A 25,314-nucleotide genomic window follows, 5' to 3' on the forward strand; every position below is an offset into this window, starting at 1 on the left:
TTCACAACCGAGGTCAAACTGTTCGGCGCTCTAGCACCGCGTACCCGTCGATGAGCCTCCCCGCAGATCGTGGCGCCGTCGCGCGCCTCGTCCTCTTTATCGATGCCCTCGTGGTCGTGGCGTCCATGGCGCTGGCCTTTGCCCTCCACGCCACGCTCCGCCACTTTCTTCCCCAGCTCAAGGCCACGGCCCCCTTCGAACACTGCGCGCTGATCGTCGCCATCAGCATCCCGCTCTGGCTCTTTCTCATCGCCCTCTTCGACTTGCATCGGATCGCCGAGCTCGGCCAGGGACCCCTGCGCATCCTCAAGGACCTGGTGAAGCTCCACCTGCTCGGCCTCGCCGCGCTGGCCCTGGTGCTCTTTCTCACGCAGGCTCACATCAACCGCTCCATCGTGGCCCTCTTCACCTCCTCGACGCTGACCCTGCTCTATCTCGAGCGGCTGCTCCTGCTGCAATGGCGGCGCTACCAGCACCAGCGCGGCTCGGGCCAGGACCGCCTCCTTCTCGTGGGCGACCCGACCGACACGCTGCGCGCCTTCGTCTCCTCGCTCGGCGAGACGGGGCCTTTCGCCCCGCGCCTCGTGGGCCGCCTCTCCGACACCCCCGGCGCCGCGGACGAGCAGGGCTCCTCCACCCACCTCGGGTCCGTGAGCCGGCTGGCCGAGCTCCTCCACGACGAGGCGATCGACCGCGTGCTCTTCTTCCCCCCGTTCCATCGCCCCGAGGAGGCTCGTCCGCTCATGGACGCCTGCGACCAGGTGGGCGTCCCCTCGGCCGTGGCGATCGAGCTGGTCCCCTTCTCCGCCCCGGCGCGAATCGTGACCTGGCTCGGCCAGCCCTTCTTGGCCTTCGAACCCACCCCGAAGCGCCCGGCCTCGCTCGCCGTGAAGCACGCCGCCGATCTCCTCTTCGGAGCGCTCCTGCTCCTCCTCGCCGCCCCCGTGCTCCTCGCGATCGCCCTCGCCATTCGCCTGCTCGACGGCAGCCCCGTCCTCTTCCGCCAGCAGCGCGTCGGGCATTACGGACGCCGCTTCGGCATGCTGAAGTTCCGGACCATGGTCCCCGAGGCCGAGGCGCAGCAACCCGCGCTCAAGGAAGCCAGCCCGCAGGACGGCCCCACCTTCAAGCTGACGGCCGACCCCCGCGTCACGAGCCTCGGGCGCTTCCTCCGCCGCACGAGCCTGGACGAGCTGCCCCAGCTCATCAACGTGCTCCGCGGCGAGATGAGCCTCGTGGGTCCCCGGCCGCTGCCGATCGGCGAGCAGCAGCAGATCCGCGGCTGGTATCGTCGGCGGCTGACCATGAAGCCGGGCCTCACCGGCCTGTGGCAGGTGAGCGGCCGGAGCCAGCTCGGCTTCGACGAGTGGATGCGCATGGACCTCAAGTACGTGGACGAGTGGTCGCTGGCCCTCGACCTCAAGCTGCTCCTGCTCACGCTCCCCGCGGTGCTCCGAGGCCGCGGAGCGTACTAGAACGCATGTGCTAAATTCCCGGCCCGCCGGGCGGGTGGACGGAGAGACGATGAAAATCCTGGTCACGGGCTCGAGCGGACTCATCGGCAGCGAGGTGGTGAGCTATTTCGCCTCGCGCGGCCACGAGGTCTTCGGCGTGGACAACAACATGCGCGCCGACTTCTTCGGCCCGGCGGGAGACACGCGCTGGAACCAGCGCCGGCTGGAGGAGCTCCACCCCACCTTTCGCCACCGGGAGCAGGACGTGCGGGACCGCGCCGGCGTGAACCGCCTCGTCGCCGAGCTACGCCCCGAGGCGATCGTGCACGCCGCCGCGCAGCCGAGCCACGACCTGGCCGCCTCGCGGCCGCACGACGACTTCGACGTGAACGCGGGCGGGACGCTCAACCTCCTCGAGGCCACGCGGCAGCACGCCCCCGAGGCGGTCTTCGTGCACATGTCCACGAACAAGGTCTACGGCGACGCGCCGAACCGCATCCGGCTCAAGGAATTGCCCACGCGCTGGGACTACGACGACCCGGCCTACGCGGCCGGCATCCCCGAGAGCTTCACCATCGATCAGTCGAAGCACTCCGTCTTCGGCGCCTCGAAGGTGGCGGCCGACGTGATGGTCCAGGAGTACGGCCGCTACTTCGGCCTGCGCACCTGCTGCCTGCGCGGCGGGTGCCTGACCGGCCCCAACCATTCGGGGGTCGAGCTCCACGGGTTTCTGAGCTACCTGGTCAAGGTGAACCTGGAGGGGCGCACCTACCGCGTCTACGGCTACAAGGGGAAGCAGGTGCGGGACAACATCCACGCGCTCGACGTGGCGCGCTTCGCCGAGGCCTTCATCGCTGCGCCGCGGCCGGGCGAGGTCTACAACCTGGGGGGTGGCCGGGGGAACGCCTGTTCGATCCTCGAGGCCTTCGACCGCGTGGCGCAGCTGACCGGCCGGCCGATGCAATACGAATACGTCGACCAAAACCGCGCGGGCGACCACATCTGCTACATCTCGGACCTGCGCAAGATGCGCGACCACTACCCGAGCTGGGACCTCTCCGTCTCGCTCGACCGCATCTTCGAGGAGATCGTGGCCGCCTGGCGGCAGAGGCTGACCGCGTGAAGATCCTCATCACCGGCTGCGCGGGCTACCTCGGCTCGCGGCTCGCGCTCTACCTGCGGCAGGCCCACCCGGATTGCACCGTCGTCGGCCTCGACAATCTCAGCCGGCGCGGCGCCGAGACGAGCTTGCCCGCGCTCGCCGCTCACGGCGTCTCCCTGCTGCACGGAGACATCCGCCACCCGTCGGACCTCCGCGCCCTCCCCCCGGCCGACTGGGTCGTGGACTGCGCGGCCAACCCGAGCGTCCTCGCCGGCCTCGGCGGCTTCGGCGCGGGGAGCGCCGAGCAGCTCGTAGAACACAACCTCGTCGGCACCGCCAACGTGCTCGAGTACTGCCGCCAGCACCGCGCGGGACTCGTGCTGGTCAGCTCGAGCCGGGTCTACTCGGTCGCCGCGCTGAACGCGCTCCCGGTGCGCGAGGAGGCCACGCGCCTCGCCCTCGATCCGCAACGCGTCGAGGGGGTCCCCGGCCTCAGCGTGGAGGGGCTCGACGAGACCTTCTCCACCGAGCCCCCCGTCTCGCTCTACGGCGCGACGAAGCTGGCCGGCGAGATCCTGGCCCTCGAATACGGCCAGGCCTTCGACTTCCCCGTCTGGGTCAACCGCTGCGGCGTGATCGCCGGCCCCGGCCAGTTCGGCAAGATCGACCAGGGGGTCTTCTCCTTCTGGGTCTACGCCTTCCTCGTCGGCCGGCCGCTGCGCTACCTCGGATTCGGCGGGACGGGAAAGCAGGTGCGGGACCTCGTCTCGGCCGAGGATCTCGCGCGGCTCGTGGCCCTGCAGCTCCACGAGCCGGGCCGCCCCGTACCGAGGCGGCTGAATGTGGGAGGCGGCCTGAAGAGCAGTCTCTCGCTCCTCGAGACCACTGCGCTCTGCGAGGAGTTCTTCCGGCGCGAGGGGCTGGTCACTGCGTCGCGGGAGGAGCGCCCCTTCGACATGCCCTACTACGTGACCGACAACCGCCGCGTGACAACGCACTGGGGGTGGGAGCCGAGCCAGACCGGCGAGGAGCTGCTGCTCGGCCTCTGCCGGTGGGCCAGCGAGCATCGCGCGTTCGTCGAGGCGATCATGAAGGGCTGATCAGAGCACCGGCCCCTCGTAGATCCTGAGCCGGGCCAGCACCTCCTCGAGCTCGGCGGGCATCGGCGCCTCGAAGGAGAGGTGCTCCGCGCGCCGCGGGTGGACGATGCGCAGCGCCTCGGCGTGCAGGAACATGCGCGAGAGGCCGAAGGTCTCCTTGAAGAAGCGGTTGATCGCCCCCTGACCGTAGTTCGCGTCCCCGATGAGGGGGTGGGCGATGTGCTTCAGGTGGTAGCGCACCTGATGCCGACGACCGGAGCGCGGAAAGGCCCGCACGAGCGTGTAGCGCCCGCAGAAGGCCTCGAGCGGGTCGAAGTCGGTGCGCGCGGGGAGGCGGCGCTCCCCGTCGGCCACGGGGTGATCCACCTCGCGGGCTTCGCCGACCACGCCGCGGCAGAGCCCGAGGTAGCGCTTGCGCCAGCGCCCCTCGCGCACGTCCCCGGCCAGCACCGACGCGGCGCTCGAGGTCCGGGCGAAGACCATCACCCCGGAGGTCTGGCGGTCGAGGCGGTGCACCGGGAAGACCGGCCCCCCCACCTGGCGGGCCAGCACCTCGGCCAGAACGACGGCTCCGGCGGCACCGCGCGCGCGGTGCACCACGGCCCAGCTCGGCTTGTCCACCGCGACCAGTTCCGCGTCTTCGTAGAGGAGTCGCACCATGTACGACCAAGCTTATCCATGGTCTGCGCCGCACGCTACCCGTCGACGTGGTCGGTCGGGCCAGTGTATAAAGGTGCGACTCGAACCCGAGGTCCCCCCCCGTGAAATGGTCGCCGCTGGTGTTTCTAGGCCTTCTGTGCGCCCTCCCCGCCGCCGCTCAGCCGCGCATCCGGGCGGCGCACGATCCCGAGCAGCAGTTTCTGGCCGAGTACCGTCTCCTCACGCACGGGCTGACGAGCTTTCCGATCGACGACCAGCGGAGCACGCTCGGGCAGAACGCCTGGGCCGAGCAGCGCCTGCGCTTGATGGGCAAGATGTCCCGCCCGGGGCAAGGCCTGACCATCGAGCTCGGGCTGGATCTCTTCACGGGCATGGTGGCCGGCCAGACGACGACCGTGGGCGCCGAGTACGTGCTCTTCCCGCGCCACCAGCGTAACGCCTTCGAGCGCGTCGAGCCGCGACGCCTGATGGTGGCCTGGCGCAGCCGCATCGGCGAGCTGCGCCTCGGCCACACGGCGAGCAACTGGGGCCTCGGGATCCTGGCCAACAACGGAGAGAGCAACCTCCCCTTCGGCTACGCGCACCTCGGAGACCTCGTGGAGCGCGCGGCCTTCGCCACCATGCCCGCGCAGAACCTCTACGTCGCGGCGGCCGTGGACCTCGTCTACCGGGACACGAACGCCAACCTGAGCAACGGGGACGTGGCGATCAACACCGTGGGCTCCCTCTTCTACCGCACCCGGCAGGCCTTCCTCGGCGTCTACGGCGGTTACCGGCACCAGAACGACAAGGACGGCGACAAGCTGCGCGTCGGCGTGCTGGACGCGTCGGGAAAGATCCGGCAGCGGCTCGGCCGGTCGGGGCTCATCTTCGGCCTCGGCTTCGAAGCGCTGGCCCTCTTCGGCAGCACCGACCGCTTGCGCCCGGAGGGCCACCTCGAGGGGGTCACCGTGCGAGCCGGCGGCGCGGTGGTGCGCGCCACCCTCTCCCATCGACCCTCCCGCGTCGGCCTGACCACGGAACTCGGCTACGCCTCGGGAGATAACGACCGCGGAGACGACGTGGCTCGCGCGGCCAGCTTCCACCCCGACTACGCCGTCGGCATGGTGCTCTTTCCGGAGGTGCTCGCGGCGATGAGCGCGCGGGCCGCCGACCGTGCGGGAGACCGGGCCCACGTGGCCGTCGCCCCCTCGGGGACCGAGAACGTCCCCTCGAACGGCAGCGTGACGAACGCCCTCTACGTCTGGACCCACTTCTTCTTGCGACCGGTGCGCGGCCTCACGCTGCGGGCGGGGCTGCTCTACGCCCGAAGCGCGGCCGACCTCGTCGACCCGTACCTCTCCTTTCGCGCGGGGGGCGTGAATCGCAACTTCCTCGGCGGCGCGGGGACGGCACGCGAGCTCGGGTTCGAGGTCCACGCGTCGGCGCGCTACCGCTGGGCGCTGACACCGCGCCTCGGCGTGAACTTCGGCCTGGACTGGGGACACCTCTTCCCCGGCGAGGCGCTGAACGACGCGGCGGGCCGCTTCATGGGCGGGGTGGACCGAGTCGTGGGGCGCTTCCTGCTGGACTGGAGATACCAGTGACCCGGCGCCGCCTGGCCGGACTGCTCGCGGCCTTCGTCGCGGGGTGCGCGGGGCCGCGTCCCGAGGGGCTCGAGTGGGCCGACCCCGGCCCCGGCCCCAAGGTGATCTTCGACCTCGACGCCCAGCCCCTCCCCGACCTCCCCTTTCCGAACGACCTCGCGACCCGCCCCGACCCCGACTCGCCCACCGGCAAGCGGCTCAATCTGCCGCTCGGCGCGCCGACCCGCATGGAGCGCAAGGTGCGGCAGCACGCCAGCCGCCTCGAGGGCTTCAGCACCTACGGGGCGATCACCGTCCGCTTCGACGCCCCGCTGGACCTGGACAACCTGACCCGGCGGCAGCGCGCGAACCGCGACTTCGACGACGACGCGGTGCTGCTCGTGAACCTCGAGCCGCGGTCGCCACGCTACGGCCAGGCCGTGCTGCTCGACTTCGACCAGGGGAACTTCCCCCTCACGCTCCCGAGGCTCACCGCCTTCTGGGAGGGGGACCCGCGGGCGAAGGTGGCCAACCTGCTCTTCGACACCACCGACGAGGATGTGAATCGAAACGGCCGGCTCGACCCCGGTGAGGACACCGACGGGGACGGCGTTCTCGACGTTCCGAACGTCCACCCGCGCGGCGGCGACCCGCTCGACCGACTGCTCACCTTCTACGAGAAGGCGACCGACACGCTGCTCCTGAAGCCCGTGGTGCCGCTCGAGCAGGAAGCTCGCTATGCGGTGGTCCTGACCAAGCGACTGACCGGCGAGGATGGCCACCCGGTACGCTCGCCCTTTCCGTACGTGCACCACCTCAAGCAGACCGAAGACCTGCGCGGCCTGCCGGAGGTGCTCCGCCGCTACGGGCTCGACCTCGACCAGGTGGCGTTCGCCTGGACCTTCACCACCCAGGGACCCACGCGCGACCTCGAGGCGCTCCGTCGCGGCCTCTACGGCGTGGGGCCCTTTGCGCACCTCGCGCGCGAGTTCCCCGTCGGACTCACGCTGCACAAGGTCTACACGGGCGGGGGCAGCCCCTACCTCCTGCCGGGCGCGCAGGTTCGCTCTCTCGCCGGCGTGCTCGGCCCGATCTACATCGGGCCGACCCAGTCCGGGACGGACCCGGAGGGGATCAAGGCGCTCGCGCAGTCCTTCGACAACGTCGCGTACGTGGTGATGGGCGAGGTCGAGGGTCCGAACCTGCTCGCGGACCGGAATCGTCACGCCGGCCCGGGGCACCCCGCCGACGAGGACGAGGTCTGGGACCTGGACCGCAAGACCGGCCACGCGGTCTATGGCACGCACCGCATCCCCTTCCTCTGCGCCGTCCCGCGCCAGGACCGCGGCCGCGGCGCTCCCTTCCCGGTGGCGCTCTACGCCCACGGCTACGGGCAGAGCCGGGTCGAGAACCTCCTCTTCTCGGGGCACATGGCGCGCTACGGGATCGCGAGCTGCACCATCGACGCCTACGGGCACGGCTTCGCCCCTGCGAAGGACGTGCTCGAGGTGGCCAAGGGCATCTTCGGCCTGCTCAAGATCCGGCCGGCCCTCGAGGCGCTCTGGCCGGGACGCGCGCGCGACCTGAACAACGACGGGCAGCCCGACCCGGGCGCCGATTTCTTCTCGGGAGACGTCTTTCACACTCGCGACATGGTGCGGCAGACCGTGCTCGACCTGCTGGTCTTGACGCGCGCCCTGCGAGCCCTCGACGGGCAGCGACGGAGCGGGCAGGACCTCGACGGGGACGGCAAGCCCGAGCTCCTCGGCGATTTCGACGGAGACGGCCGCGTGGACCTGGGTGGGCCGGGGGTCGATTACTTCGCCTGGGGCACGAGCCTGGGCGGGATCGTGTCGACCATCGTGAACGCGGTGGAGCCCGCCATCGTGGCCGGCGCACCGTCGGCGGGGGGCGGCGGCCTGACGTTTATCTCGGGCCGGACCACGACGCCGGGGGTCCCCGAGGCGGCAATGCTGCGCAGCATGGCCCCGATCCTGATCGTGCGACCGGGGGAGAAGCCGGGATCGACGGACCTGGCGGCGATAGTCCCGAGCGCCAACAAGGCCGTCACGCGCGTGCTGGTGCCGAACGTCGACGTGCGCGCCGGCGACCGGGTCGAGCTGACCAACCTGGCCTCGGGAGCGCGGTACGTCACCTACGCCGGCGAGGGTGGGCGGGCGCGCCTGCACGTCGCGGCGAACGCGCTCGACCCCACCGAGCTCCGCGTGCTGCTCCGGATCGACCCGGCGAGCCCCGAGCCGCCGACGCGCGTGGTCGACACGCCCCGCCTCGGCGAACGCCTCGAGGTGCGGGTCTTCCAGGGACCGACCGGCGCCCTCCGCGCCACCTACGACCGCTTCGGCGCGGAGGTGGACCTGCACGGCGTGCGCTACGCGAGCGGCAGCCCGCTGGTGGCGCTCACGCCGGGCCTCGGCCTGCAGCGCAACACCCCCGACTTCCGCCGCATGTTCGTGCTGGCCCAGATGGGTGTCGACCCGGGCGACCCCGTGAGCTACGCCCCGCACGTCTTCGCCGATCCGCTGCACACCGAGGACTACGACCGGGCCCGCCCCGGCTCCAACATCTGCTTCATCGTCACCGCCGGGGACACCTCGGTCCCCGTCGCCACGGGGATCGCGGCCGCGCGCGCGGCGGGGATCGTGGACTACCTCTCTCCCGACCCGCGCTTCGGTCGACCGGCCAACCAGGTCTTGATCGATGCCCACGTCACGGAGGCGCTCTCGTGGACCCGCCGCTTCGACGGCAAGCAGGTCGTCGCCGATCCGGAGGACTTCTCGCGCGGCGCCCACGCGCCGGAAGCGCCCCGCCTCGGCGCCCCGCTGCGCCTGACGCGCGCGACGAGCACGGGTCTCTCGGCGATCCGCATCCCCCTGCTGAACCCGGCCGGACAGCACGGCTTCGGCGTCCCGCACACGGGCGGCGCCTTCGACACCGACACCTTCCTCATTCACATGGTGGGGCGCTTCTATCAGACGCGCGGACGCGAGCTGCGCGACGATCCGTGCATGGCCACGGCGAGCTGCCCCTGGATCCCGGCCCCGTCGGTCCCGCTCTCTCCCTGATCAGCGTCCCCGGCGTCTGTGGCGCCACCGGCCGAGGACGAGCAGCACCCCCGCCGCCAGCACGACCCACTCGCCGGCCCTCGCGTAGAACGTGCGCCCGGCATAGATCGGCAGGTCCGCCACTACGAGCCCGGGCCCGCTCCGGAAGTGGTCCCGCTCGGCCAGCACCTCGCCGCGCCCCGAAACGATCGCGCTCGTGCCGTTCGAGGCCCCGCGCACCAGGCCGTAGCGCGCCTCGAGGGCCCGAAAGCGGCTGTTCTCGTAGTGGTAGCGCTGCACCTGGGCCCAGTCGTTCGTGGGCACGACCATGAGCCGCGTCCCCGCGCGCGCGTACGCCCGCGAGAGGTCGGTGAAGTTGTCGTCCTGGCAGATCATGAGCCCCGCCGCCCCGACAGAGGTCCCGACCAGCGCGAGCGCGCCGCTCCCGCCCTGGTAGACCTCGACGAAGGGGATGAGGTGCGTCTTCACGTAGTCGGCCTGCCGCCGACCGTCGGCGTCGATCCAGACGGCCCGGTTCTCCCGCCGCGCGACGTCGAAGTACCCCACCACCACGGCCAGCCGGTGCCGCCGCGCGAGCCCCGCCAGCTCGCCGAGGAGCGACTCCTTCTCGGTGGGTCCGACGAAGAACGCCACCTCGGGGGCCACCACGAGCGCAGCCTTCTCATCCGCGGCCCGCTCCAGCAGCGGGCGGAAGACCTTCTCCAGCACGAGGCTCGCCGGCGTGGCCTGACCCCGCGGCAGGTCGCGCCAGGTCCACCCGGCGGCCGCGACCCGGAGCAGCCCCTTCGGCCGCTCGTACCAGCCGAGGCCGTTCGCCAGGCCGAGCGCGAGAAGCAGCGCGGCGAGGACCATGCCGCTCGTGCGCCAGGCTCGCCGGGAGCGCGCCAGGTCCAGCCCCAGCGCCTGCAGCGCCACGATGGCGAAGACCACGCCCGCCACGCCCGTCGCGGCCACGAACTGGACGGCCCACGGCGCGGCGCTCCAGACGCGAACGAAGGCCTGCGCGGTCCCCCACACCGGGACCAGGGCGTAGTCCACCCACTCCACGAGCACGACCACGCCGGCGGTCGCGAGAGCGCCCCAGGGGGCCGGCGAGCCGCGCACCCAGCGGACGCCGACGGACGCGCCCATCCAGAGGAGCGTCAGATAGAGCGCCAGCGGCAAGCCCATCCCGAGCGGGAACTCCAGCACGAGGAGCAGCGGCAGCGTGTAGCAGAGCCCGAAGCCGAGACCTGCGAGCAGCGCGTCCCGCACGCGCGGCGCGCGACGGTCGAGCGCCCAGAGCCACGGCACGAGCGCCACGAGCTGCAGCGGAAAGAGGTGGAGCGGGTAGTCGGAGACGAAGAGGGCCGCGCCCGACAGACCCGCCAGCGCGAGTCCCGAAAGGCGCCCCGCGCGCCCCGCGGGAGGGCGCTGCTCTCCGTCGGTCATGCGCACCTCCATACCGCGGAGGCCCCGGACCCCGCAAGGCGCCGGGGCCCTTCGCTCCGGGTCGGTGGTCCGGGGGGCGGAGTGGGGCTACACTTGCGCCGCCGCGGCGGCTCATGATCCACGTCCAGAACCTCGTCAAGCACTACCGCACGCACAAGCGCCCGCCGGGGCTCCTCGCCGCGCTTCGCTCGCTCGTGGCCCGCCGCTACGAGGTGGTCCCGGCACTCGACGGCATCTCGTTCCACATTCCACCAGGCGCGCGCGTCGGGTTTCTCGGCCCGAACGGTGCCGGCAAGACCACGGCCCTGAAGGTGCTGGCCGGCCTGCTCCACCCCACCGCCGGAGAGGTGCGCGTGGCGGGCTTCCGGCCGCAGGAGCGCCAGGCCGCCTTCCTGAGCAGCATCACGCTCGTCACCGGCCAGAAGCAGCAGCTCCTCTGGGACCTCCCCCCCGTCGAGACCTTCGAGCTCAACCGGGCCATCTATCAGATCCCGCGCGCCGAGGCCGACGGCACCATCGCGGAGCTCAGCACGCTCCTGCAGCTCGGGGACCTCGTGCAGAAGCCGACGCGCCAGCTCAGCCTCGGCGAACGCATGAAGTGCGAGCTCGTGGCGGCGCTGCTCCACCGCCCCAAGATCCTCTTTCTCGACGAGCCCACGATCGGCCTCGACGTCGGGATGCAGGCCGCGATCCGCCGCTTCATCAAGGAGTACAACGAGCGGCACGGCGCGACGGTGCTCCTCACGAGCCACTACATGGCCGACGTGGCCGCCCTCTGCCCGCGCATCGTGGTCATCGACCACGGACGCCTGACGTACGACGGCGGGCTGGAGGAGCTCGCCCGCGCGAGCCGGCCCGAAAAGCGCGTCACCCTGCGCCTCGGCGCCCCCGCCACCCCCGAGCAGCTCGCGCGACTCGCGGGCCGCCTGGTGCAGCAGGGCGAGGCGCAGGTCACGCTCCAGGTGCCGCAGGCCGAGCTGAACGGCACCATCGCGGCGGCCCTCGCCGAGCTCGCGGTCGTGGACCTGACCGTCGAGGACGCCCCCCTCGAGGAGATCCTCGCCGAGCTCTTCGATCGACCGAAGGCGTCGCCCCCCGCGACGGCGGAGAGCGCGCGGTGACCGGCGCCGGTCGCACCCTGCGCGCCCTCCCGACGCTCTTTCGCGTCGGCTTCGCCGAGGCGATGGCCTATCGCGGCGAGTTCCTGATCTGGATCCTGTCGACCAATATGCCGCTCGTCATGCTCCTCCTCTGGAGCGCGGTGGCCGAAGAGGCTCCCGTCGGGCGCTTCGGGGTGCGGGAGTTCAGCGCGTACTTCCTCGCCACGCTCGTCGTCCGGCTTCTCACCGGCGCGTGGGTCGTCTGGCAGCTCAACTACGAGATCCGCCACGGCGCGCTGGCCATGCGGCTGCTCCGGCCCCTCCACCCCTTCGTCTCGTACGCCGCGGAGCACCTCGCCGCCCTGCCGATCCGCGTCCTCCTCGCCCTCCCCATCGCGGGGGCCGCGCTCCTCTGGCTCGGCCGCGACCAGCTCGCCTCGGACCCGCTCCACTGGGTCGTCTTCCCCCTCTCGCTCGCCGGGGCGTGGGCCCTCACCTTCGGCGTGATGCTCGTCATCGGTACCCTGGGCTTCTTCTGGGAGAGCTCGCTCTCGCTCTTCGACCTCTGGCTCGGCCTCTTCTTCGTCTTCTCGGGCTACACCATCCCCCTCGAGCTCTTCCCGGCCAGCCTGCTCGCCCTCTCCAAGTGGCTCCCCTTTCGCTACGTCCTCTCGTTCCCGGTCGAGACCCTCCTCGGCCTGCTCGGTCGCCGCGAGCTCCTGCTCGCCCTCGCCAGCCAGTGGACCTACGTGGCCATCGTCTACGCCGCGGCCCTCCTCCTCTGGCGCGCCGGCCTACGCCGCTTCGCCGCCTACGGTGGGTGAGCCACGGTGCGCCGCTACCTGACCCTCCTCGCGCTGCAGCTCAAGCTTTCGCTCCTCCTCTCCCTGCAGTACCGCCTGGACTTCGTGGTGGGCGCGGTCCTCTCGCTCTTCTGGACCGCCATCGCCCTCATCCCGCTGCTCGTGCTCTTCTCGGGGCGGAAGACGGTGGCCGGGTGGAAGGCGGACGAGGCCCTGGTGGTCGTCGCCTGGTTCACCGTCCTCAAGGGGGTTCTCGACGGGGCGATCCGTCCCGCGCTGCAGACCGTCGTCGAGCAGGTGCGCAAGGGGACGCTGGACTTCCTCTTGCTCAAGCCCGCCGACGCCCAGTTCCTCGTCTCGACCGCCCGCTTCGAGTTGCCGAAGCTCGTGGACGTCGCCTCCGGCCTCGCGATCCTCGTCATCGCGCTCGGGCGCCTGGGTCACGTCCCGTCCCCACAGGCGGTGGCGCTCACCCTGCTGCTCCTCTGCGGCGCGGTGCTCATCCTCTATTCCATCTGGATCCTGGTCATCGCCCTCGCCTTCATCCTGGTCAAGGTGGACAACCTCTCGTTCCTCTTCGCGTCGGTCTACGACGCGGCGCGCTGGCCCGCGTCGGTCTACCGGGGCGCGCTGGCGATCCTCTTCACCTTCGTCATCCCGCTCGCCGTCATGACCACGTTTCCGGCCCTCGCCATCCTCGAGCGCCTGGAGCTCTGGCGGGCGGGCCTGGCCCTCGTCGGGGCGCTGGCCTTCACGGGGATCGCGCGGGTGGTGTGGTTACGGGCGCTAAGGCGCTACACCAGCGCCGGCGGCTAGATCTCGGGCGGGGTCGGCTCAGGCCTTCATCGCCAGCTCGACGACGCTGAGCTCGTGGCGCCGAAGGAGCTGGTTCCATTCCCCGACGCTGAGTCGGCGCCGGCCCTGGATCTCGCGCCGCTTGGCCATCATCTCGGGCAACCGGAGCGCCGCCGCGCCGTACGCGCGAAGCATCACCCCCGCCACCTGACCGAAGGAGTGCTGCCCCACGAACTCCGCCGACAGTCCTCGCCCACGCGCCGCCGCGTACCCCTGCACGACGTATCGCCGGAGCGTGCTCAGCGGACTCCGCACCAGCATCCCGCGGGGCAGCAGCTTCACCGCGTTCCACACGCGGTTCCGCTCGACGAAGTAGGCCTTCTTCGACGACGAGTTCCCTGCCGTGGCCGACTTCTTGTGCCACGCCCTGGCGCTCGGCACGTACCAGCAGCGCCAGCCCGAGAGCTGTCCTCGCACCGCGAGGTCCATTTCCTCCAGGTACATGAAGTAGGCGTCGTCGAAGACCCCGACCTCCTCGAGCATCGCGCGGCGGTACATGGCCGCGCACGCGTTGGGAGCCAGGATCTCCTCCGCCCGGTCGTACTGCCCCTCATCCCGCTCGGCCCACCCGCGCGACCGCGCCACCCCGTCGGGGTAGAAGAGCAGCCCCACCGAGTCGAAGTGGTCCGGTGCGTCCTTCTGGAGCACGCGACAGGCGAGCATCCCCACCTCGCGTCGCGAGGCGCCGAAGTCCACGAGCTCCCGGATCGCCTCGCGGTCGGCGATAGCGTCGTTGTTCAGCAGGAAGATCCATTCCCCGCGGGCCTGGGCGATCCCCTGGTTGTTGGCGAAGGCGAACCCCGTGTTCTCGACGTTCCAGATCACGTGCAGGCGGCTGCCGAAGCGCCGCACCGCCTCGTCCCCCGAACCGTCGGTGGACGCGTTGTCGACCAGGATCACCTCGATCCGGCCGTAGCTCTGACCGAAGAGCGACTCCAGGCTCTCGAAGAGCATGTCGCCGCCGTTCCAGTTCACCACCACCGCCGACACGAGAGGCGCGGACGAGCTCGGGACACAGACGTCGGGCTGGAGTTGCACGCTCATTCGGAGGCCTCACCCCCGCGTTGCCACCGGCGCAGCTGCGCCGCCTCGCCCGCGGAAGGCCGATCCATACTCGACTCGCCCCGTCGAGGGCAAGTCCCGTCGACGGAGGCTTCCCCGACGGCATCCCCCGGGGGGCAGGCGCTCTACTCGCCGATCACCTTGACCAGGACGCGCTTCGCCCGCCGCCCGTCGAACTCCCCGTAGAAGATCTGCTCCCAGGGACCGAAGTCCAGCCTCCCCTGCGTGATGGCCACCACCACCTCGCGTCCCATCACCTGCCGCTTCAGGTGCGCGTCAGCGTTGTCCTCGCCAGTGCGGTTGTGCAGGTACTGCTCGGTGGGCGCGTGCGGCGCGAGCTTCTCGAGCCAGACCTGGTAGTCCCGGTGCAGCCCCGACTCGTCGTCGTTGATGAAGACGCTGGCGGTGATGTGCATGGCGTTGACCAGGCACAGCCCCTCCTGCACCCCCGACTCGGTCACCGCCTGCTCGACCTCGTGCGTGATGTTGACGAAGCCCAGGCGCGCGGGCACGTTGAAGGTCAGGTGACGCGTGAGTGATTTCATCCTTCGCCCTCCAGCCGTAGCGCGCCGACGGTAGACCGAGCCGTCTCGTCGTGGCAACCACGCACGCGCCCCTTCTGCCCCTGCCGATCGATCCGGTCGTCCCCGAGCTCGTGGCCGCTCTACGGCGCGAGAGCTCCGCCGTGCTCCTGGCGCCCCCCGGCGCAGGCAAGACGACGCGTGTCCCGCCAGCGCTGCTCGAGGCGGAGCTCTTCCCCGGGCAGCTCCTCGTGCTGCAGCCGCGCCGCGTGGCCGCCCGCGCCATCGCCCGGCGGATCGCCGACGAGCGCGGGTTCGAGCTGGGACGCGAGGTCGGCTATCAGGTCCGGTTCGAGCGCTGCCTCTCCCACGACACGCGCCTCCGCGTGGTGACCGAGGGGATCCTCACCCGGATGCTCCAGCAGGACCCGCTCCTCGAGGGGGTCGGGGGGGTGATTCTGGACGAGTTCCACGAGCGGAACCTGCACAGCGAGCTCGCGCTGGCGCTGCTGCGCGAGGTTCAAACGAGCGTTCGGCCGGAGCTGCGGATCGTGGTCATGTCGGCCACGCTCGACCCCGCGCCGGTGGCCGCGTTCCTCGGCGGCTGCCCCGTCCTCGAGGCGGAGGCGCACAGCCATCCCCTCGAGGTGCAGTACGCGGAGCGCGAGGATCGACGTCCCCTGCCGGTGCGGACTGCCGCCACCGTAGAGCGAGCCCTGCGCGACGACCCGAGCGGCGGCCACGTCCTCGCCTTTCTCCCGGGCGTCGGGGAGATCCGCGCCACGCTCCGGGCCCTCGAGGGCCTGCGCGGGGTGGAGGTGCTGCCGCTGCACGGCACCCTCTCCGCCGAGGAGCAAGACCGCGTGCTCGCGCCCAGCCGCCAGCGCCGCGCGATCCTGGCCACGAACGTGGCCGAGACCTCCCTCACCATCGAGGGGGTGACCTCGGTGGTGGACAGCGGCCTCGTGCGGCTCCAGCGGCACGACCCCCGCACGGGGATCGACCAGCTCGTGCTGACCCGCATCAGCGTGGCCTCCGCCAATCAGCGGGCCGGACGCGCCGGGCGCACCGGTCCCGGGCGGGTCTACCGCCTCTGGACGCGCGCGCAGCAGGTGGGCCTCGCGCCCTTCACGGTCCCCGAGATCCGTCGCGTGGACCTCGCCCCGACGGTGCTCGAGGTGCGGGCCTGGGGGAGCGACCCGCTCACCTTCGGCTGGTTCGAGGCGCCGGAGCCGAGCCTTCTCGAGCGGGCGGACCGGCTGCTCGTGCGCCTCGGGGCGCTCGCCGAGGGAGCGCGCACCATCACGGCCGACGGCAAACGCCTCCTCGGGCTCCCCGTGCATCCGCGCCTCGGGAGACTTCTGCTCGAGGCCCACCGCCGGGGCTGCCTCCGCGAGGGCGCGGGGCTCGCCGCCCTCCTCGCCGAGCGGGACATCCTGCGGCTCGACCGCGGCCCCTCTTCCGAGAGCGTCCGGGCCTCGGAGCTCCCCACCGGACCCTCGGACCTCCTCCTGCGACTGGAGCTCCTCTTCGCGGCCACCGAGTCCACCGCCAGCGACCTCGGGCCCACCGGCCTCCCGCTCGACCGTGCGGCCCTGCGCCACGCCCGCCGCGCCGCCGCCCAGCTCGAGCGGGAAGCCGCGCGAGCCTTCGGTCCGCCGGCCCGCTCCCGGAACTCCGACGACGCTGCGCCGTTGCGGCTGCTTCTTGCGGCCTTCCCCGAGCGCGTGACCCGCCGCCGGGAGCCCGGCAGTCCGCGGGGCCTGATGGTCGGAGGCCGCGGCGTGGTGCTGGACCCGCGCAGCGTGGTGCGCGAGGCGCCCTTCTTCCTCTCCATCGCCGTGGACGGCGCGGGCCCGGAGGCGCGCGTGCTCCTGGCCAGTCAGCTGGACCCCGCGTGGCTCTCGCGGCGAGAGGAGGTGGTCTGCGAGTTCGACGCAGACCGCCAGCAGGTGATCGCGGCGAGGCGGCTCCTGCACGAGGACCTCTGCCTCGAGGAGGCGCGCGCAGCCCCCCCCGCCGAGGCGGCCGCGGAGCTCCTCGCCACCGAGGCGGCGAAGGAGCTGTCGAAGGCGCTGACCCTCGACGGCGAGACGGGGCAGATCCTCGCCCGCCTGCGCTGCCTCGCGGCCTGGATGCCCGAGCTCGGGCTCCCCGCCTGCGATGACGACGCGCTCGTAGCTCTCCTGCCGGAGCTCTGCCACGGGCGACGCAGCTTCGCCGACCTTCGTGCCGTCGAGCTCGGGGCGTGGATCGTGGCGCGCCTCGAGCACGCCCAGCGTCAGGCCCTCGAGCGCCACGCCCCCACGCGGCTCGCCGTGCCGTCGGGGAGTCAGGTCCGGCTGGACTACGCCCCCGGGCGCGCCCCGGTGCTGGCCGTGCGCCTGCAGGAGCTCTTCGGCCTCGCGGACACCCCACGCATCGCGGCAGGACGCACCCCGGTGCTCCTGCACCTCCTCAGTCCGGCCGGCCGGCCGGTGCAGGTGACGCAGGATCTGCGGAGCTTCTGGAACACCACCTACCCCGAGGTGCGCAAGGAGCTGCGAGCCCGCTATCCCAAGCACGCCTGGCCCGAGGACCCCTGGAACGCCCCACCCGAGCGCCGCCCGCGCCGCCGCTCATAGCGCACACGCACGCCTCAGCACCCTCTCGACCGCGTCGCCGAAGCAGCGCGGGTCGGGCAGCAGGCTCAGCACGAGATAGGCTTCATGGGCGAAGTCGAAGAAGTACCCCGGGTGCACCACGACGCCCTCCTGCTCGACCAGCTCCAGCGCCAGCCCCTCCTCGCTCCGCAGGGCCGGCACGCGCACCACGGCCGTCCAGCCCCCCTCCGGCCGGTAGAGCGTGCAGGCGGGGTGGCGACCCACCGCCGCGACCAGCCGAGCCAGGTTTCCGCTGATGCGTTCTAGAATCTCGACACGGATATCGGCTCCGAGCTCGAGCAGCCGCGGGGCCACGAGCTGCACCGGGGTCCCTACCGAGAGATAGCTGTCGCAGATCACCTCCAGCCGGCGCGCGGCCTCGTCCCGCAGCCCCGCCGGTCCGCCGAGCGCGATCCACCCGAGCTTCATCTGGGGGAGCCCGCAGGACTTCGAGAGTCCCCCCAGGCTGAAAGCGAGCGCGCGCTCTTGATCGAGCACCGACGGAGCCGGACTACCCTCGTGAAGCGGGTAGTCCGCGAAGACCTCGTCCCCGACGAGCGCCAGGGGCTCGCCTCCCGGGGCTCCTCGCGCGCAGAGCTCCGCCAGCCCGGCGAGCTCGGCCGGCTCGCAGCACGAGCCGGTGGGGTTATTGGGGCTCACGAGCAGGAGGGCGCGAGTACGACGGTTCACCGCGCGGCGGAGCTCGTCCAGCTCCGCCGCCCAGCGCCCGTGATAGTGCAGGCGGTACGGCCGCGCCACGACCCCTTCGAGCCGCGTCAGGTGCTCGAAGAGCGGGTAGCTCGGCTGCGGAACCAGCACCTCGTCGCCCGGCGCGCAGAGCAGCTTGAAGAGAAAGCCGTAGGCCTCGCTCGTGCTCGCGGTGAGAAAGAGCCGCTCGGGCTCCAGCCTTCCGTCGGAGACCGCGGCGATGGCCTCGCGGGCCGAGAGCAGCCCGCGGGGATCCGGGGCGTAGCGCGCCAGCTCCACCGACGCGAAGGCCTCGGCGAGCGCTCGCTCGGGGTAGTGAAGCCCGACCCGCGTGGGGTTCGACTCGGTGAGGTCGATGAGGGGCAACCCGCTTCGCCGGCGCGCGGCGAGGGCCTGCGCGAGCGCGTTCTCCGTCAAGGACTCTGGCAGCCGACTCGAAAACATGGATGCGCTGTCGATGCTACCATCGCCCCGACGCTTGCGGCGAAGGGCCGGATAAGGAGAGCCACCCCCCAATGAAACACTACCGTTTCGACCGACCGGGCCAGACCGTCGACCTCGGACGCCTTCCCACCCGTCCGCCGAAGAATTTCCGGCGCGAGGATGCGGAGAAGGCGCTCGCCCCTCTCGGTGAGGAGCTCTTCTCCCTGCAAGAGCTCCTCTGGGGGGCCCGCACGCACGCGGTCCTCCTCGTGCTGCAGGGCCGCGACACCGCCGGCAAGGATGGAGTGATCAAGAACGTCGTCGGATACCTGAATCCGCGCGGCGTCTCGGTGACGAGCTTCGGCGTCCCGACCGAGGAGGAACGGGAGCACGACTTCCTCTGGCGCGTCCGGCCCCACGCCCCGCGGCACGGCACCTTCTCCATCTTCAACCGCTCGCACTACGAGGACGTGCTGGTCGTGCGCGTCCACGACCTGGTCCCGAAGGAGGTCTGGTCGCGCCGCTACGAGCAGATCGACGCCTTCGAACAGACCCTCGCCGCGCACCGGACGATCGTGCTGAAGGTCTACCTGCACATCAGCGCCGAGGAGCAGCAGGAGCGACTGCTCGAGCGCGAGGCGGACCCCAAGGCGGCCTGGAAGCTGAGCGTGGGGGACTGGCGTGAACGGGAGCACTGGAAGGCCTACACCCGAGCCTACGAGGAGGCCCTCTCCCGCTGCGCGAGCCCCGAGGCCCCGTGGCTGGTCGTCCCGGCCGACAAGAAGTGGTACCGCAACTGGGTCGTGGCGGACGCTCTCTGCGCCGCGCTGCGCCCCTACCGGAAGGAGTGGCAGGCCCGCCTGGATACGCAAGGGGCCCAGCGCCACGCCGAGCTCGAGGCGTACCGTACGGCCTCGCGGTCCGGCCGGTCGCCAAAGCCGGGCGACAAAGCACCGCGCCGAGGGAAGGGAGGCAGCGCCAAGCCGTAGATCAGCCACGTTGCCCTGAAGTAGTGTTCGCCCATGCACCGTCGCCGCTACCGCATCCTGACCGTCCTTCTCGGCGCCCTCGCGCTCTCCGGCGCCGCGTGCTCGACGGGGCGCAGCCGCCCCTCCCCCGACGGTACGAGCGCCACCGACGGCGGGCCGCCAGCAGACGGCACCCTCGACGACGGCGGGACCTCTGACGGTGCAGACGACGCCGCGTCCGGGGACGACGGGGGCGGACGACGCGACGGAGGCGCTTCCGACGGCCGCCCCGCCACCGACGGCGCGGTGGCCGACGCGAAACCCCGGACCGACGGCCCCCGCACGGACCGGGGGCTCCCCGGCGACGCCCGCCCGCGCGACAGCCGGGTCCCCGACGCGCGGGTACCCGACGCCCGCCGACCCGACGCCCGGCTGCCCGCCGACAGCGGCGCCGGCGGTCCCCTCGTCGCCCCGTTCACCCTGGACTTCGAGGCCGGTGGCGGCGGCCTCACCGCGACCCGCGACTGGCAATGGGGCGTGCTGCGCTTCGCGAAGGGAACGGGGTGCTCGGCGAGCGCCACCCCGCCGCCCGCGCCGCACTCGGGCACGCATTGCTGGGGGACGGTGCTCAACGACTGCCACAACCCCATCGCGAACGCCGCCAATACCTGCAGCAACACCGACCCGAACGACGACAGCGTCCTGGCCCTGAAGGTCGCGATCCCGAGCTCCTTCACCACGGCGACGCTGGCCTACTGGGAGTGGTACGACGTCTTCTTGCCGTACGACTGGACCGAGCTGCGGATCGACGGGAAGGTGGTGACCCAACGCTGCACCGGGGACTACGTCACGCCCACGGCCTGGGTGCGACGCACGGTCGACCTCGCCGCCTATCGCGGCAAGACGATCACCATCGCCTTCCACTTCATGGCCACGGCCTCGGTCAACTACGCCGGATGGTACCTGGACGACGTCTCGGTGACGGGTCCCTGACCGCGCGTAAGGGCCCTCACTCCCCGCTCCAGTAGCGCACCGGCCCCGTATCCATGTGCACGAAGTGCGAGTCGGCGTAGAAACCGACGCCGCCCCCTTTGAGCGTCTTCACGAAGGCGTGGAGCGCGTTGATCGTCACCCCCTCGAGGCGGAAGTCCATCGCCTGCCCCGTCATGTGCCGGCTCTCCTTGGCCACCTGCTTGCTCTGCCGGGTGCGCAGCGCGTTGAAGGCGGGGGAGCGGAAGCCGCTGATGAGGAGGATCTCGCGGTCGCGGCCGAAGCGTTCCGCTACCCGGTCGAGGAGTCGCACCAGCTTCGGATCGGGGGTCCGCTCGGTGTCGTCGGCGCCGCTGCGCAGGAAGGTGGCCAGCCGCCGCGAGGCCTCGGCCCCCACGCGCCCGTTCGCGTCGAGAAGCCGCACGCGCAGGCGCTCGCCCGTGGTGTGGTTGCGCAGGGTGACCTCCCCCTCCCCCGGGGGAGGCAGGCGCGCGGCGATCTGCGGCACGGGGAGCGGCACGGGCCAGAGGCGCAGCGTTCCGTCGGAGCTCGCGGTCAGGACGGTGCGCCCCGACCCATCGAAGGCCACCGAGGTGACCTGATACCGGTGGCCGACGAGCGAGTAGCGGCCGACCCCTCGGTCCACGTCCCAGACCACCACCGTCTTGTCCAGACTCGCGGAGGCCAGCAGCTCTCCCTTCGGGTGGAAGGCGAGGTCCGTGAGGCGCACGGCGTGGCCCCGGAGCTCCTTGAGCAGGGTCCCTCGCTCCACGTCCCAGAGTCGGACCCGGCGGTCGAAGCTCCCCGAAGCCAGCCGCCGCCCGTCGGGACTGAAGGCCAGCGCGCTGACCCACAGGTCGTGGCCCGCGAGCGTGCGGACGAGACGCCCCTCGCGGAGCGACCAGAGGCGAAGCTTCCCGTCGTGGCCGCCGCTCGCCAGGAGCCCGCGCGCAGGCGAGACGGCCAAAGCCCGGACCCAGCCCGCGTGCCCCTGGAGCCGCCTCACCGCTCCGTCGCCGAGGGAATGCAGCTCGACCTCCGCGTCCTCTACGGCCACCGCCACGAGCCCCGAAGCCACGGCCAGCGCCCGCACCGGTCGCCCTCCCCGGCGCACGACCCGCCCCGACGCGGGGTCGCCCGGGACCCAGAGCCAGACCGTCCCGTCGGCGCCGCCGCTCACGACCCGCGTCGGGTCCACGAAGCGCAGGTCCCGCACCTCGCCGCGATGCGCGCGCCGTTCGGCCACGAGGCGGTCGGTGGCCAGGTCGTAGAGGCGCAGGGTCCCCTCGCGGTCCCCCACCGCGGCATGACGTCCGTCGGGGGCCAGCGCCGCGCGCCCGACGAGGACCGGCTCGGGCAAGGGGATGGTCACCACGCGCGTCGCCCACGCGGCGACCGGAGCCGCCTCCGCGCGCGCCGGCGCACGAGCGGGCGACGCGGGCCGCAGGTTTCCCCGGGGTCGCGCGGGCTCGCGCCCCCAGCGCAGCGCCAACCAGAGCCCGGCTACCAGAGTTCCGCCGAAGAGGAGCGCCACGACCGCCGCGCGCCCCATTCCACGCCTCGCCGCTCGGACCTCGGTGCTGGCGACGGGGAGCACCTCCCGCAGGACGGCGTCGCGCGCCCGCACGGCCCGCTCCCGCTCGGCCTCCGCCCGCGCCAGCTCGGCGGATAGCTCCGCGACGCGTCGCTCCAGCGCGACCACGCGGGACTCGTCGGGGGGCGAGACGGCGGGGGTTTTGTCCATCGGTTCTTCGCCGACAGGATGCTAACATGAGGGTGAGCTCGCGACAGGGCTCGCAAGACCACCGCATGTCCGACGACTCCTTCGACATCGACGTCATCTCGCAGGTCATCAGCCGCAGGTCGAGGCAGGACCTGCCGGCCGTGCGCGCCCCCGACCGCCCGCCCGAGGACCTGACCATCCCGGTGGTGGTGGAGCTGCGGTCGGACACCACCGACGAGCTCGACACCTCGGTCCTCGTGGTGGACACCACGACGAACCTGGAGCAGCTCGCCTATCGCTGCGCGGAGGGGCGCTACCTCCGCTGCCGCATGGGGGTCCTCGGCGTGGGCTACGCCGTCGAACAGCTCTTCGGCGAGCTCCGCCATCGCCTCGAGCATAGCCAGGACCCGTTGCAGCCGGCACTGCGGCTCTTCGTGCGTTACGAGGTGGCGCTCTTCGGCGGCGAGCCGAGGCCGGGCGGGGTGAGCCGCGACGACGCCGAGCACCTCGCCGATCGCCTCGCCCTCTACGAACCGAGCGTCCTCGTCGTGGTGAACGCCGGCCAGGTGCGGAACAAGTTCTCGACGAAGAACGCCCAGCAGCTCGCGCTTCTCACCCAGTGCATCAACCACGGGGCGCTCCGCGCGCACCAGCGCCCGTACGCCCTGGTCTTCGTCACCGACGAGCCGATCCCGGACCCGGTCTTCACCGCGTACCAGCGCATCTGCCAGGCGCTCGGCACCCCACCGGCTCTCATGCAGTTCTTGCCGCGCGACGTCGAGGACATCATCCAGTACGCGCGCTTCGAGTTCGACCAGTACGCCACGCACCACCTGGACGTGCGCACCAGGTAGGGGAGCGCGTCAGCTCGTAGGGTCCCGCCTCAGATCTCGTAGTCCGCCGTCGCGCCGAGGCGCCCGCGCTGGACGCGCATCAGGTGATCCACGGCTACGAACTCGCCGTCCGCGAGCTCCTGCCACACGTGGCCCGTGTCGCTCAACCTCTCCGACGCCACGATCAGATGCTTCACGATCCCGTCACGCGGCGGCTGCTCGCAGCGCGTCGCGTCGAAGGCGTGGCAGCTCTCCCGGTCCGGGCAGTGCGTCTTGTAGGTCGAGAAGAAGAGCTCCCTCCGGTGGCGGTAGCCGACCATCACGCTGCCGTTCGTGAGGAGCACCGTGAGCCGGCAGTCGCCGTCCCTCCCGTAGCGGCGGCAGATCTCGAGCACCGTCTCCACCGTCTCGGAGAGCGCGGCCAGTGCGCGCCCCGCGTCGACTCCCAGGTCCTGGATGTCGTCCACCTGCCGCGCGAGCCGCGAGAGAAAGAGGTGGAAGAGCACCTCGCTGTCGGTGCGTCCGAGGATCCCGCCGCGGAAACGCTCGTCGACCGCGTTCATGATCTCTCGCCGTAGCTCGGCGTCGCGGCCGAAGCCGGCGATCTCGCCGTTGTGGGCCAGGATCCACGCGCCGTGCTGGAAGGGATGGCAATTGAGCACGCTCACCTCTCCGACCGTCGCCTGGCGGATGTGCGCCACGAAGGTGCGCGTGGCCACCACTGCCGAGAGATCGGCGAAGAGCCCGTCGGTGAGCGCCTGCTGGTCGTTGCGAATCAGGTGCGGGAAGCGGCCGATGTAGTACGCAAGCCCCCAGCCATCGCGGTGCCGCTCGCTCTGGCGAGCGAGCGCGTTCTCCGCGTCCACCAGCGAGCGGTGAACCCGGCTCGTGACCGAGGACCTGAACCCGTAGAGCCTGCACATGCCTCGAGTATCGCTGCCCCTGTCCGCAGTGCAAGGAAAGGCCCGACGAAAGGGATCCCCCGGAGACACACCGACCTGCCACTACATCTTCCAGGTCCCGAGCCAAGGCGCAGGAAGCCCGCGTGGGACGGACCGATCCGCGCTATGCTGGAAGACGTGCAGCGGCTCGGACAATGGCTCGTCGCCGCCCAGCTCGTGACGGAACCGCAGCTTGCGGAGGCGCAGGTTCACCAGCAGCAGAGCGGCGCCAGCCTCGGCGCGTTGCTCGTCGAGCACGGGATGGTCGACGAGCAGCAGCTCGTATCCCTGCTGAGCGCGCGCCTCAGACTGCCCGAAGCGCCCTCGAAGCTCTATCGGCGGTCGATCCCCAACAAGATCCTCGGGCTCGTCCCCCAGGACATCTGCTGGCAGCTCCGCCTCATCCCCTTCGGCGTGGACCCGCATTCCGGCCGCGTGCAGGTCGCGATGGCCGACCCCACCGACCCCGACGCCCTGGGCATGGTCCGGCGACTCGCTGGGCGCGACCCAGCCGTGCACATCATCGGTCCGCGACAGATCGAGAAGGCGATCCGCAAGCACTACCTCGACAGCCTCGTCGAGGAGACGAACGCTTCGCGGCGCCGCTTCTTCGGCTACGAAGGGATCACCGACCCCGGACTCGTCGGTAGCGTGCGCCGCGCGCGGAGTCGCCTCGGCCGGGGGCGCGGATCGGAACCGGGCGAGCGCCCTGCCCCCGTCCCTCCGGCCGCACCACTCGCGCCCTCGAACGCCGGACCGCGCGCTCCCATCGGGCGCATCCTGCGCGAGCAGCCCTCGCCCCAGCCCGAGCCGGCTCTCGAGTCTTCGACGACGCTTCAGCGGGTCCCCGCCCCCGCGCCCGAGCCGCCCCCCACCCAGGCTCCGGCGGCGGAACTCTCGCCGGCGGAGCTCGCGGCCCGTCTCGAACGGCTCGAGCTACTCCTAGCCGAAGTGGTGGTCATGCTGGTTCCGCGCCTCGGCGAGGAGGCCCGCCCCCTGCTCCGCCGCATCCACGCCGAGCTGAAGCCTCGCCGGGGCGACCCGCAGCGCTGAAAGAGATCGAGAAGTCCAGCGGAGGTGGGCGAGGGCTGCGGGCGCTGGCGATCCGGCTCGCGCACGCGCTGAACCGCACGTGGGGCCGCACGGGACGGGTCTTTCGGGACCGCTACCACCAGCACGTCCTGAAGACTCCAAGCGAGGTGAAAGCCGCTCTGGCGTACGTGCTGAAGAACGCTTCACACTGCACCTCCTCGCTATTTGGGCGGAATCGTAAGGGTCAGCTGCTCGGAGGAATGCACGACTCGGTCCTCCAGGCTCGGACGAGGCTTTTTCAGGATGCGCTCGCGCACC

The 25,314-nt window shown here is 71.7% G+C and carries 20 protein-coding genes; 13 read left to right on the plus strand and 7 right to left on the minus strand.

Annotation, left to right across the window (positions count from 1 at the left end; translation table 11 throughout):
- Positions 1-50 precede the first annotated feature (50 nt).
- Genes IT371_22535 through IT371_22545 form a run of 3 tightly spaced genes read left to right on the plus strand, consistent with a single transcriptional unit; the run spans position 51 to position 3,656 of the window.
- Positions 51-1,475 carry an exopolysaccharide biosynthesis polyprenyl glycosylphosphotransferase gene (locus IT371_22535; GenBank protein ID MCC6750459.1) on the plus strand — a complete coding sequence of 475 codons (1,425 nt, stop codon included), beginning with the start codon at positions 51-53 and terminating at the stop codon, positions 1,473-1,475.
- Positions 1,476-1,524: 49 nt separating this feature from the next.
- Positions 1,525-2,577, plus strand: a complete 1,053-nt coding sequence (locus IT371_22540) for an NAD-dependent epimerase/dehydratase family protein (protein ID MCC6750460.1) — start codon at positions 1,525-1,527, stop codon at positions 2,575-2,577.
- A complete protein-coding gene (locus IT371_22545) occupies positions 2,574-3,656 on the plus strand; it encodes an NAD-dependent epimerase/dehydratase family protein (protein ID MCC6750461.1) in 1,083 nt (360 codons plus the stop codon). Before IT371_22540 ends, IT371_22545 begins: the two co-directional genes overlap by 4 nt.
- On the opposite strand, the gene IT371_22550 is transcribed toward IT371_22545, so the two are convergent.
- Complete coding sequence (locus IT371_22550) at positions 3,657-4,316, minus strand: pseudouridylate synthase (GenBank protein MCC6750462.1); 660 nt, start codon at positions 4,314-4,316, stop codon at positions 3,657-3,659.
- Between the two features lie 119 nt (positions 4,317-4,435).
- Between IT371_22550 and IT371_22555 the strand changes: the two genes are divergently transcribed.
- A complete protein-coding gene (locus IT371_22555; protein MCC6750463.1) occupies positions 4,436-5,902 on the plus strand; it encodes a hypothetical protein in 1,467 nt (488 codons plus the stop codon).
- Positions 5,899-8,964: a hypothetical protein gene (locus IT371_22560; GenBank protein MCC6750464.1), complete on the plus strand. Its 3,066-nt coding sequence runs from the start codon at positions 5,899-5,901 to the stop codon at positions 8,962-8,964. Before IT371_22555 ends, IT371_22560 begins: the two co-directional genes overlap by 4 nt.
- Here the strand turns inward: IT371_22560 and IT371_22565 are convergent, their stop codons facing one another.
- Positions 8,965-10,395: a hypothetical protein gene (locus IT371_22565; protein MCC6750465.1), complete on the minus strand. Its 1,431-nt coding sequence runs from the start codon at positions 10,393-10,395 to the stop codon at positions 8,965-8,967. It abuts the gene before it with no gap.
- A 113-nt stretch (positions 10,396-10,508) separates the two neighbouring features.
- On the opposite strand from IT371_22565, the gene IT371_22570 reads away from it, so the two are divergent.
- From IT371_22570 to IT371_22580, 3 genes are all read left to right on the plus strand, one after another.
- Complete coding sequence (locus IT371_22570) at positions 10,509-11,516, plus strand: ATP-binding cassette domain-containing protein (GenBank protein ID MCC6750466.1); 1,008 nt, start codon at positions 10,509-10,511, stop codon at positions 11,514-11,516.
- A gap of 62 nt (positions 11,517-11,578) precedes the next feature.
- Positions 11,579-12,319 (plus strand): ABC-2 family transporter protein, encoded by a 741-nt coding sequence (locus IT371_22575; protein MCC6750467.1) that lies wholly within the window; start codon positions 11,579-11,581, stop codon positions 12,317-12,319.
- Positions 12,320-12,325: 6 nt separating this feature from the next.
- Positions 12,326-13,114 carry an ABC-2 family transporter protein gene (locus tag IT371_22580; GenBank protein MCC6750468.1) on the plus strand — a complete coding sequence of 263 codons (789 nt, stop codon included), beginning with the start codon at positions 12,326-12,328 and terminating at the stop codon, positions 13,112-13,114.
- 18 nt (positions 13,115-13,132) lie between these two features.
- Here IT371_22580 and IT371_22585 read toward each other — a convergent pair whose 3' ends face one another.
- Together IT371_22585 and IT371_22590 are read right to left on the minus strand one after the other, a co-directional pair.
- Entirely contained in the window at positions 13,133-14,197 is a 1,065-nt protein-coding gene (locus IT371_22585; protein MCC6750469.1) for a glycosyltransferase family 2 protein, read from the minus strand.
- A gap of 143 nt (positions 14,198-14,340) precedes the next feature.
- Positions 14,341-14,760 (minus strand): YjbQ family protein, encoded by a 420-nt coding sequence (locus IT371_22590; protein MCC6750470.1) that lies wholly within the window; start codon positions 14,758-14,760, stop codon positions 14,341-14,343.
- Between the two features lie 50 nt (positions 14,761-14,810).
- Here IT371_22590 and hrpB point away from each other — a divergent pair, with 50 nt between their 5' ends.
- Positions 14,811-17,360 carry an ATP-dependent helicase HrpB gene (gene hrpB / locus IT371_22595; protein ID MCC6750471.1) on the plus strand — a complete coding sequence of 850 codons (2,550 nt, stop codon included), beginning with the start codon at positions 14,811-14,813 and terminating at the stop codon, positions 17,358-17,360.
- On the opposite strand, the gene IT371_22600 is transcribed toward hrpB, so the two are convergent.
- Entirely contained in the window at positions 17,355-18,530 is a 1,176-nt protein-coding gene (locus IT371_22600) for a pyridoxal phosphate-dependent aminotransferase (GenBank protein ID MCC6750472.1), read from the minus strand. The genes hrpB and IT371_22600 overlap by 6 nt on opposite strands.
- Before the next feature lie 71 nt (positions 18,531-18,601).
- On the opposite strand from IT371_22600, the gene IT371_22605 reads away from it, so the two are divergent.
- Positions 18,602-19,498 carry a polyphosphate kinase 2 family protein gene (locus IT371_22605; GenBank protein MCC6750473.1) on the plus strand — a complete coding sequence of 299 codons (897 nt, stop codon included), beginning with the start codon at positions 18,602-18,604 and terminating at the stop codon, positions 19,496-19,498.
- Positions 19,499-19,531: 33 nt separating this feature from the next.
- Positions 19,532-20,470: a choice-of-anchor J domain-containing protein gene (locus IT371_22610; protein ID MCC6750474.1), complete on the plus strand. Its 939-nt coding sequence runs from the start codon at positions 19,532-19,534 to the stop codon at positions 20,468-20,470.
- Positions 20,471-20,486: 16 nt separating this feature from the next.
- Here the strand turns inward: IT371_22610 and IT371_22615 are convergent, their stop codons facing one another.
- On the minus strand, positions 20,487-22,211 hold the full coding sequence (locus IT371_22615) for a DUF882 domain-containing protein (protein MCC6750475.1): 1,725 nt from the start codon (positions 22,209-22,211) through the stop codon (positions 20,487-20,489).
- A 26-nt stretch (positions 22,212-22,237) separates the two neighbouring features.
- Here IT371_22615 and IT371_22620 point away from each other — a divergent pair, with 26 nt between their 5' ends.
- Positions 22,238-23,044, plus strand: a complete 807-nt coding sequence (locus tag IT371_22620; protein MCC6750476.1) for a hypothetical protein — start codon at positions 22,238-22,240, stop codon at positions 23,042-23,044.
- A gap of 29 nt (positions 23,045-23,073) precedes the next feature.
- Here the strand turns inward: IT371_22620 and IT371_22625 are convergent, their stop codons facing one another.
- The gene (locus tag IT371_22625) at positions 23,074-23,946 is read right to left on the minus strand and encodes a class II glutamine amidotransferase (protein MCC6750477.1); all 873 of its coding nucleotides are present in this window, start codon (positions 23,944-23,946) and stop codon (positions 23,074-23,076) included.
- Positions 23,947-24,090: 144 nt separating this feature from the next.
- Here IT371_22625 and IT371_22630 point away from each other — a divergent pair, with 144 nt between their 5' ends.
- Positions 24,091-25,017: a hypothetical protein gene (locus IT371_22630; GenBank protein ID MCC6750478.1), complete on the plus strand. Its 927-nt coding sequence runs from the start codon at positions 24,091-24,093 to the stop codon at positions 25,015-25,017.
- Positions 25,018-25,314: the final 297 nt, after the last annotated feature.

Source organism: Deltaproteobacteria bacterium, from assembly GCA_020848905.1.
Taxonomy (GTDB): domain Bacteria; phylum Myxococcota_A; class Polyangia.

What these genes read in the sequence shown, in the direction of transcription:
- IT371_22585 (MCC6750469.1), bottom strand. Translation starts at nt 14,197, where the DNA reads ATGAGCGTGCAACTCCAGCCCGACGTCTGTGTCCCGAGCTCGTCCGCG.
- IT371_22565 (MCC6750465.1), bottom strand. Translation starts at nt 10,395, where the DNA reads ATGACCGACGGAGAGCAGCGCCCTCCCGCGGGGCGCGCGGGGCGCCTT.
- IT371_22590 (MCC6750470.1), bottom strand. Translation starts at nt 14,760, where the DNA reads ATGAAATCACTCACGCGTCACCTGACCTTCAACGTGCCCGCGCGCCTG.
- IT371_22550 (MCC6750462.1), bottom strand. Translation starts at nt 4,316, where the DNA reads ATGGTGCGACTCCTCTACGAAGACGCGGAACTGGTCGCGGTGGACAAG.
- IT371_22570 (MCC6750466.1), top strand. Translation starts at nt 10,509, where the DNA reads ATGATCCACGTCCAGAACCTCGTCAAGCACTACCGCACGCACAAGCGC.
- IT371_22620 (MCC6750476.1), top strand. Translation starts at nt 22,238, where the DNA reads ATGAGGGTGAGCTCGCGACAGGGCTCGCAAGACCACCGCATGTCCGAC.
- IT371_22600 (MCC6750472.1), bottom strand. Translation starts at nt 18,530, where the DNA reads ATGTTTTCGAGTCGGCTGCCAGAGTCCTTGACGGAGAACGCGCTCGCG.
- IT371_22540 (MCC6750460.1), top strand. Translation starts at nt 1,525, where the DNA reads ATGAAAATCCTGGTCACGGGCTCGAGCGGACTCATCGGCAGCGAGGTG.
- IT371_22630 (MCC6750478.1), top strand. Translation starts at nt 24,091, where the DNA reads ATGCTGGAAGACGTGCAGCGGCTCGGACAATGGCTCGTCGCCGCCCAG.
- IT371_22575 (MCC6750467.1), top strand. Translation starts at nt 11,579, where the DNA reads ATGGCCTATCGCGGCGAGTTCCTGATCTGGATCCTGTCGACCAATATG.
- IT371_22605 (MCC6750473.1), top strand. Translation starts at nt 18,602, where the DNA reads ATGAAACACTACCGTTTCGACCGACCGGGCCAGACCGTCGACCTCGGA.
- IT371_22615 (MCC6750475.1), bottom strand. Translation starts at nt 22,211, where the DNA reads ATGGACAAAACCCCCGCCGTCTCGCCCCCCGACGAGTCCCGCGTGGTC.
- IT371_22625 (MCC6750477.1), bottom strand. Translation starts at nt 23,946, where the DNA reads ATGTGCAGGCTCTACGGGTTCAGGTCCTCGGTCACGAGCCGGGTTCAC.
- IT371_22610 (MCC6750474.1), top strand. Translation starts at nt 19,532, where the DNA reads ATGCACCGTCGCCGCTACCGCATCCTGACCGTCCTTCTCGGCGCCCTC.
- IT371_22535 (MCC6750459.1), top strand. Translation starts at nt 51, where the DNA reads ATGAGCCTCCCCGCAGATCGTGGCGCCGTCGCGCGCCTCGTCCTCTTT.